At 72.0% G+C, this 4,966-nt stretch carries 6 protein-coding genes; 3 read left to right on the top strand and 3 right to left on the bottom strand.

Features of this window, described 5'->3' with window-relative positions; all coding sequences use genetic code 11:
• Positions 1-3: 3 nt before the first annotated feature.
• Both PV350_RS44410 and PV350_RS44405 read right to left on the bottom strand, forming a co-directional pair.
• Entirely contained in the window at positions 4-696 is a 693-nt protein-coding gene (locus PV350_RS44410; RefSeq protein WP_500339045.1) for a WXG100-like domain-containing protein, read from the bottom strand.
• Between the two features lie 72 nt (positions 697-768).
• Positions 769-1,521 carry a hypothetical protein gene (locus PV350_RS44405; RefSeq protein ID WP_499512016.1) on the bottom strand — a complete coding sequence of 251 codons (753 nt, stop codon included), beginning with the start codon at positions 1,519-1,521 and terminating at the stop codon, positions 769-771.
• 37 nt (positions 1,522-1,558) lie between these two features.
• Here PV350_RS44405 and PV350_RS44400 point away from each other — a divergent pair, with 37 nt between their 5' ends.
• Genes PV350_RS44400 through PV350_RS44390 form a run of 3 tightly spaced genes read left to right on the top strand, consistent with a single transcriptional unit; the run spans position 1,559 to position 3,384 of the window.
• Positions 1,559-2,320, top strand: coding sequence for a GNAT family N-acetyltransferase (locus tag PV350_RS44400; RefSeq protein ID WP_499512015.1), 762 nt, complete (start codon positions 1,559-1,561; stop codon positions 2,318-2,320).
• A gap of 51 nt (positions 2,321-2,371) precedes the next feature.
• Positions 2,372-3,187 (top strand): helix-turn-helix domain-containing protein, encoded by an 816-nt coding sequence (locus tag PV350_RS44395; protein ID WP_499512014.1) that lies wholly within the window; start codon positions 2,372-2,374, stop codon positions 3,185-3,187.
• Complete coding sequence (locus PV350_RS44390; RefSeq protein WP_499512013.1) at positions 3,184-3,384, top strand: DUF397 domain-containing protein; 201 nt, start codon at positions 3,184-3,186, stop codon at positions 3,382-3,384. The genes PV350_RS44395 and PV350_RS44390 overlap by 4 nt, the downstream gene beginning before the upstream one ends.
• Positions 3,385-3,406: 22 nt before the next feature.
• On the opposite strand, the gene PV350_RS44385 is transcribed toward PV350_RS44390, so the two are convergent.
• Positions 3,407-4,879, bottom strand: coding sequence for a GH1 family beta-glucosidase (locus PV350_RS44385; RefSeq protein ID WP_499512012.1), 1,473 nt, complete (start codon positions 4,877-4,879; stop codon positions 3,407-3,409).
• Positions 4,880-4,966: the final 87 nt, after the last annotated feature.

Below are 4,966 nucleotides of genomic sequence, written 5' to 3'. Positions count from 1 at the left end.
GGTTTAAAGAGAAAGGGCGAGGGTGAAGCTGTCGGCCTGCTTCTTGGCGCCGTCGACGCCCTCGCCGAAGCCCTCCTTGCCGGCGTCGGCGGTCCGGCCGAGGTCGACGCCCTTCTGCAGGCCGAGGGCGTTGGAACCGACCTGGATGATCAGGTCGGCCGCCATCGACTCCAAGGCGGCGTAGATCGGGGCGGTGGCGATGGACATCAGCTGGTCGACGACCTGGTTGATGACCTCGCGGAAGATCTTCTTCACGATCATCCGGGTCGCCTGGGTCGCGGCGGCCCCGGCGAAGCTCGACAGCCCGAGCGTGAAGGGGGCGGAGGCGATGGTCGCGACGATCTCGGCTGCCAGGATGCCGAGTTGGACGATCGCCGCGACCTTGGCGACTTCGATCGCGATCGCCACCCCGTCGAGCGCCATCGCCCCCATCCGCGCGGCCTCGGCGAGATTGGCCAGATGCGTGCCCTTGACCTTGCCCCAGTGCGCCTCGAAGGCGTCCATCGCGGCGCCCGCGTTCGCGCCCAGCAGCTCCTGCACGGCGGTGTGGGCGTCCATGGCACCGCCGTCGATGTCGTCCGCGAAGTCCCGCAGCGACGTGGCCATCTCGCGGTAGTCGTCCTCGTCGACGTTCGGCCATGCGATGCCGATCAGGTCGAGCACGTACGCCAGCTCGTCGGGCAGTACGACACCCACCGCGGACACCCCCGTGTCTTCTCTTGACTGCAGCTGCAGAAATTTTGACGCTACGTGAGCGGCTCCAGTTCCTCAACTGCCTTGGGAATGAAGGACCGTGTCTCGGACGGGTCGCCTGGGGGCGCCGTCGCCGCGCACATCACCCGGCTCAAGCAGCACCGGGCCGTGGCCACCGGGTACGGCACGTGATCGCCCGGACCGGTCCTGGCGCCGCGGCCGGACGGCGACGCCAGCGCGGCGGTATGCGCCGTACGACATGGCGTCGTTCCCGTCGAGGAGGATCACGTACGCGTCGCCCCGCGACCAGCGGACGTGCCGAATGGCGTCGATGTCCTCGTAGGGCCAGGGGCCCGCGGGTTCCGGCTCGCCGAGCCGGTCGCGCAGCAGCGCGGCCACCCGCTGGTACTCGGCGTCGTGGTCCTCCGCCGTCGCCTCGTGCCGCACGTCGGGGCGGCTGTGCCAGGGCCCGAACTCGTTGTCCCACTCGGCCGGGTCGTCGGGGTCGGCGAAGTACGCGAAGGGGTGCAGGACGTAGCTCCCCGCACCGCATCCGGCGTGGGCGCACACGGCGTCGGGGGACCCGTCGTCCATGCAGCCGGGCCGTTCGCCCAGCTCCAGCCACCAGTCGTCGACGCCCTCCTCACGCCCGGGGAGGAACTGGACCTCCCACCAGCCGATGACCGGCCCCTCCTCCTCGTTCTCCGGGACCTCCCAGCCGTTGGCCACGAACGCGTCCTCGACCGCCCGGCTGCTCCACGGCAGGTCCGCCAGAGCGATCATCCGGTCCACGAAAGCCGCGTCGGCGCCGAAGAGTTGTATCGCCATGGCACGCGACCCTAGCGGCCCGGCCTAGGCTGCCCCCATGTCAGGACCGCAAATGCCGCAGATCCGCGCCTTCGTCACCGCCTTCGCCCGCCGCCAGGCCGCGCGCACCGTCGACCTCCCCGGTGGCTTCGCCGTCCTCGACGACGCCTACGCGTACTCGCACGGCAACAACCACGTGGTCGTGGACGGCGCCGTGGATCCCGAGGCGCTGCCGGCCCTCGCCGACGAGGCGCTGGGCCACCTGAAGCACCGCGCGATCACCGTCCTGGACGACGCCACGGGCACCGCCTGCGCCGCGCCCCTGATCCGCGCCGGCTACCACCACTGCGCCGAGCTCGTCATGCTGCACACCGGCCCGGTACCGGACGGCGGCCCCGCGGCGGAAGTGGACCTCGACGCCTTCCGCGCCCCCCTCGCCCGGCGCTGGCGCGGCTTCCTCCCGGAGGCCGACGACGAGGTCATCCGCCAGCTCGTCGACCGCCGCGAGGTCCGCCGACGCGGTGCGGACGTCGTCCGTTTCATCGGCGCGCGGACGCCCGAGGGCGACGTCGCCTCCTGGGCGGACCTCTACATCGACCCCGCCTCCGGCACCGCCCAGATCGAGGACCTCATCACCTCCGAGGCCCACCTCGGCCGCGGCCACGCCGACGCCGTCCTGTCCACGGCGCTGCGCGAGGCCGTCGACGCCGGGTGCGCCACCCGCTTCCTCGTCGCCGACGCGGACGACTGGCCCCGGCAGTGGTACGCGCGCCGCGGCTTCACGGCCATCGGCCGCTTCCACAGCTTCGGACGCGGCTGACAGCGCCGTTCCGTAGTCTTGTGACCACGGGGAGTGCGGGGGTGGGTGCGTATGACCGGCGAGGTGACCCAGCCGCCGATGGCGTGGCGGTACTGCGGCAACCAGGTCAAGCTCTGGCGTGAGCAAGCGGGCGTCACGCGCGAGCAGTTGGCGCGCGAGGCGGCGTACGGCTACGAGACCGTGAAGTCCATGGAGCAGGGCCGACGCCGGCCCAGTTCCCGCTTCCTGCAGATCGCGGATCATCTGTGCGGGGCCCAGGGGAAGCTGGCCGCAGCGGAGGCGTACCTCAAGCCGGAGAAGTTTCCGGCGAGGTCCCAGGACTTCTTCCGCTACGAAGCGGAGGCGGTGAGCCTCTGGTCGTACGAACCGCTGCTGATCCCCGGGCTGCTCCAGATCGAGGCCACCGTGCGCGCGCTGCTCGGAGCGCACCGGCCGCCGCTTGACGACGCGGTCCTGGAAGAACGGGTCCGGGCACGGCTGGAACGCCAGTCACTGCTGCGGCGCAGTCCACCCGTCGAGTTCAGCTTCGTGGTGTACGAGGCGGCCCTGCGCTGTCCCGTGGGTGGCACGGACACGGCGAAGCGGCAGCTCGTGCACCTGCTGGAGGTGGCCGAGCTGCGCAACGTCTCCTTGCAGGTGCTGCCCTTCGCCGCCGGTGCTCACCCCGGACTCAACGGGCCCATCGTGCTGCTGGAGACCCGGGAGCACGAACGCCTCGCCCTCACGGAGGGGCAGTCCCTCAGTCTGCTGACAGCGGACCCCGAACAGGTGGGTGCGCTGACGCAACGGCATGGCATGATCCGGACGGAGGCCCTCGGCGCCGACGAATCGGCGCGGTTCATCAAGCGGATGGCGGGTGAGGCATGAGCGGCGAACTGTCCTGGCGCAAGTCGACGTACAGCGACACCGAAGGCAGCAACTGCGTCGAGGTCGCCACCACCCCCCACCGCGTGCACGTCCGGGACAGCAAGGACCCGGACGGCCCCTCCCTCTCCTTCACCCCCGCCGCGTGGACGGAGTTCCTCCGCGGCGTGGGACGGGACGCGGCACCCCCCTCCGAGTAGTGCGCCGCGTCCCGCCGGTCCGTCAGGACGCGGTGTCCGCCTCCGCCGCGTCGGGGAGCGCGCCCGTGCGGGCGACGCCCGCGTACCAGAGTGCGCTGGACTTCGGGATGCGCTCCTGCGTCTCGTAGTCGACGTAGACCGCGCCGAAGCGCTTGTCGTACCCGTACGCCCACTCGAAGTTGTCCATCAGGGACCACAGGAAGTAGCCCCGCACGTCGGCGCCGTCGCGCATCGCGCGGTGGACCGCCTCCAGGTGGACGCGCAGGTACTCCACGCGCTCGGGGTCGTGCACGGCACCGTCGGGGCCCACGGAGTCCTCGTAGGCCGCGCCGTTCTCGGTGATGAGCAGCGGCAGGTCGGGGAACTCGCGGTTCATCCGCATCAGCAGGTCGTACAGGCCCGTGGGGTCGACGGACCAGCCCATCGCCGTCCGCTCGCCAGGGGGCTGGTGGAAGGCGACGTCGTCCGCGCCCGGCCAGGGGGAGAACGCGCTGGAGCCGTGGCCGTCGCTGCGCGGCCCGTCGACGGAAGCGCCGTCCGACACCAGGGTGGGCGTGTAGTAGTTGATGCCGAGCACGTCCAGCGGGTGGCGCTTGATCGCGGCGAGGTCGCCGTCCTGGACGAAGGACCAGTCGGTCAGGCCGCGGGTGTCCTCCAGCAGGTCCTGCGGGTACGCGCCCTTGAGCAGGGGGCCGGTGAAGACCCGGTTGCCGACGGCGTCGATGCGGCGCGCGGCGTCCACGTCGGCGGCGGAGCCGGTGAGCGCGCGGACCTGGTGCAGGTTGAGCGTGATGCCGAGCTGGGCGCGGGCCGGGAGGACCGAGCGCAGCGCCTCGGCGGCGCGGCCGTGGCCGAGGTTGAGGTGGTGGGCGGCGCGCAGGGCGGCGACCGGGTCGGTGCGGCCCGGGGCGTGGACGCCGGAGCCGTAGCCGAGGAAGGCGCTGCACCAGGGCTCGTTGAGGGTGGTCCACAGCTGGACGCGGTCGCCGAGGGCCTCGGCGACGATCCGCGCGTACTCGCCGAAGCGCTCCGCGGTGTCGCGGGCGGGCCAGCCGCCGGCGTCCTCGAGCTCCTGCGGCAGGTCCCAGTGGTAAAGGGTGACGGCCGGCTGGATGCCGTGCTCCAGCAGCTCGTCGGTGAGCGCGCGGTAGAAGTCGAGGCCGCGCTCCACCGCCGGCCCGCGGCCGGTGGGCTGGACGCGGGACCAGGAGACGGAGAACCGGTAGGCGCTCAGGCCGAGGTCGGCCATGAGGCGCACGTCGTCACGGAACCGGTGGTAGTGGTCCGCGGCGACGTCGCCGGTGTGGCCCTCGAAGACCTTGCCGGGGGTGTGGCTGAAGGTGTCCCAGATCGACGGGGTGCGCCCGTCCTCTGCAGCGGCGCCCTCGATCTGGTACGCGGCGGTGGCCGCACCCCACAGGAAGCCGGGCGGGAACTGGTGGCCGCCTACTGCGGCGGTGCCGCTCGCTGCGGGACGAATGTCGGACGCTGTCATACGGGAGCGCTCCCATCGGAACGAGTGAACAAGAGGGGTAAGTGGGGAGGGGCGCGGCCGCGGCCGCGCCCCTCCCCACTTACCCCT

Source organism: Streptomyces sp. PA03-6a, assembly GCF_033792765.1.
In the GTDB taxonomy this organism is placed as follows: Bacteria; Actinomycetota; Actinomycetes; order Streptomycetales; family Streptomycetaceae; genus Actinacidiphila.
Note: the sequence above shows the minus strand (reverse complement) of the source record. Positions and strands in the feature narration are given on the sequence as shown.

What these genes read in the sequence shown, in the direction of transcription:
- PV350_RS44405 (WP_499512016.1), bottom strand. Translation starts at nt 1,521, where the DNA reads ATGGCGATACAACTCTTCGGCGCCGACGCGGCTTTCGTGGACCGGATG.
- PV350_RS44400 (WP_499512015.1), top strand. Translation starts at nt 1,559, where the DNA reads ATGTCAGGACCGCAAATGCCGCAGATCCGCGCCTTCGTCACCGCCTTC.
- PV350_RS44395 (WP_499512014.1), top strand. Translation starts at nt 2,372, where the DNA reads ATGACCGGCGAGGTGACCCAGCCGCCGATGGCGTGGCGGTACTGCGGC.
- PV350_RS44390 (WP_499512013.1), top strand. Translation starts at nt 3,184, where the DNA reads ATGAGCGGCGAACTGTCCTGGCGCAAGTCGACGTACAGCGACACCGAA.
- PV350_RS44385 (WP_499512012.1), bottom strand. Translation starts at nt 4,879, where the DNA reads ATGACAGCGTCCGACATTCGTCCCGCAGCGAGCGGCACCGCCGCAGTA.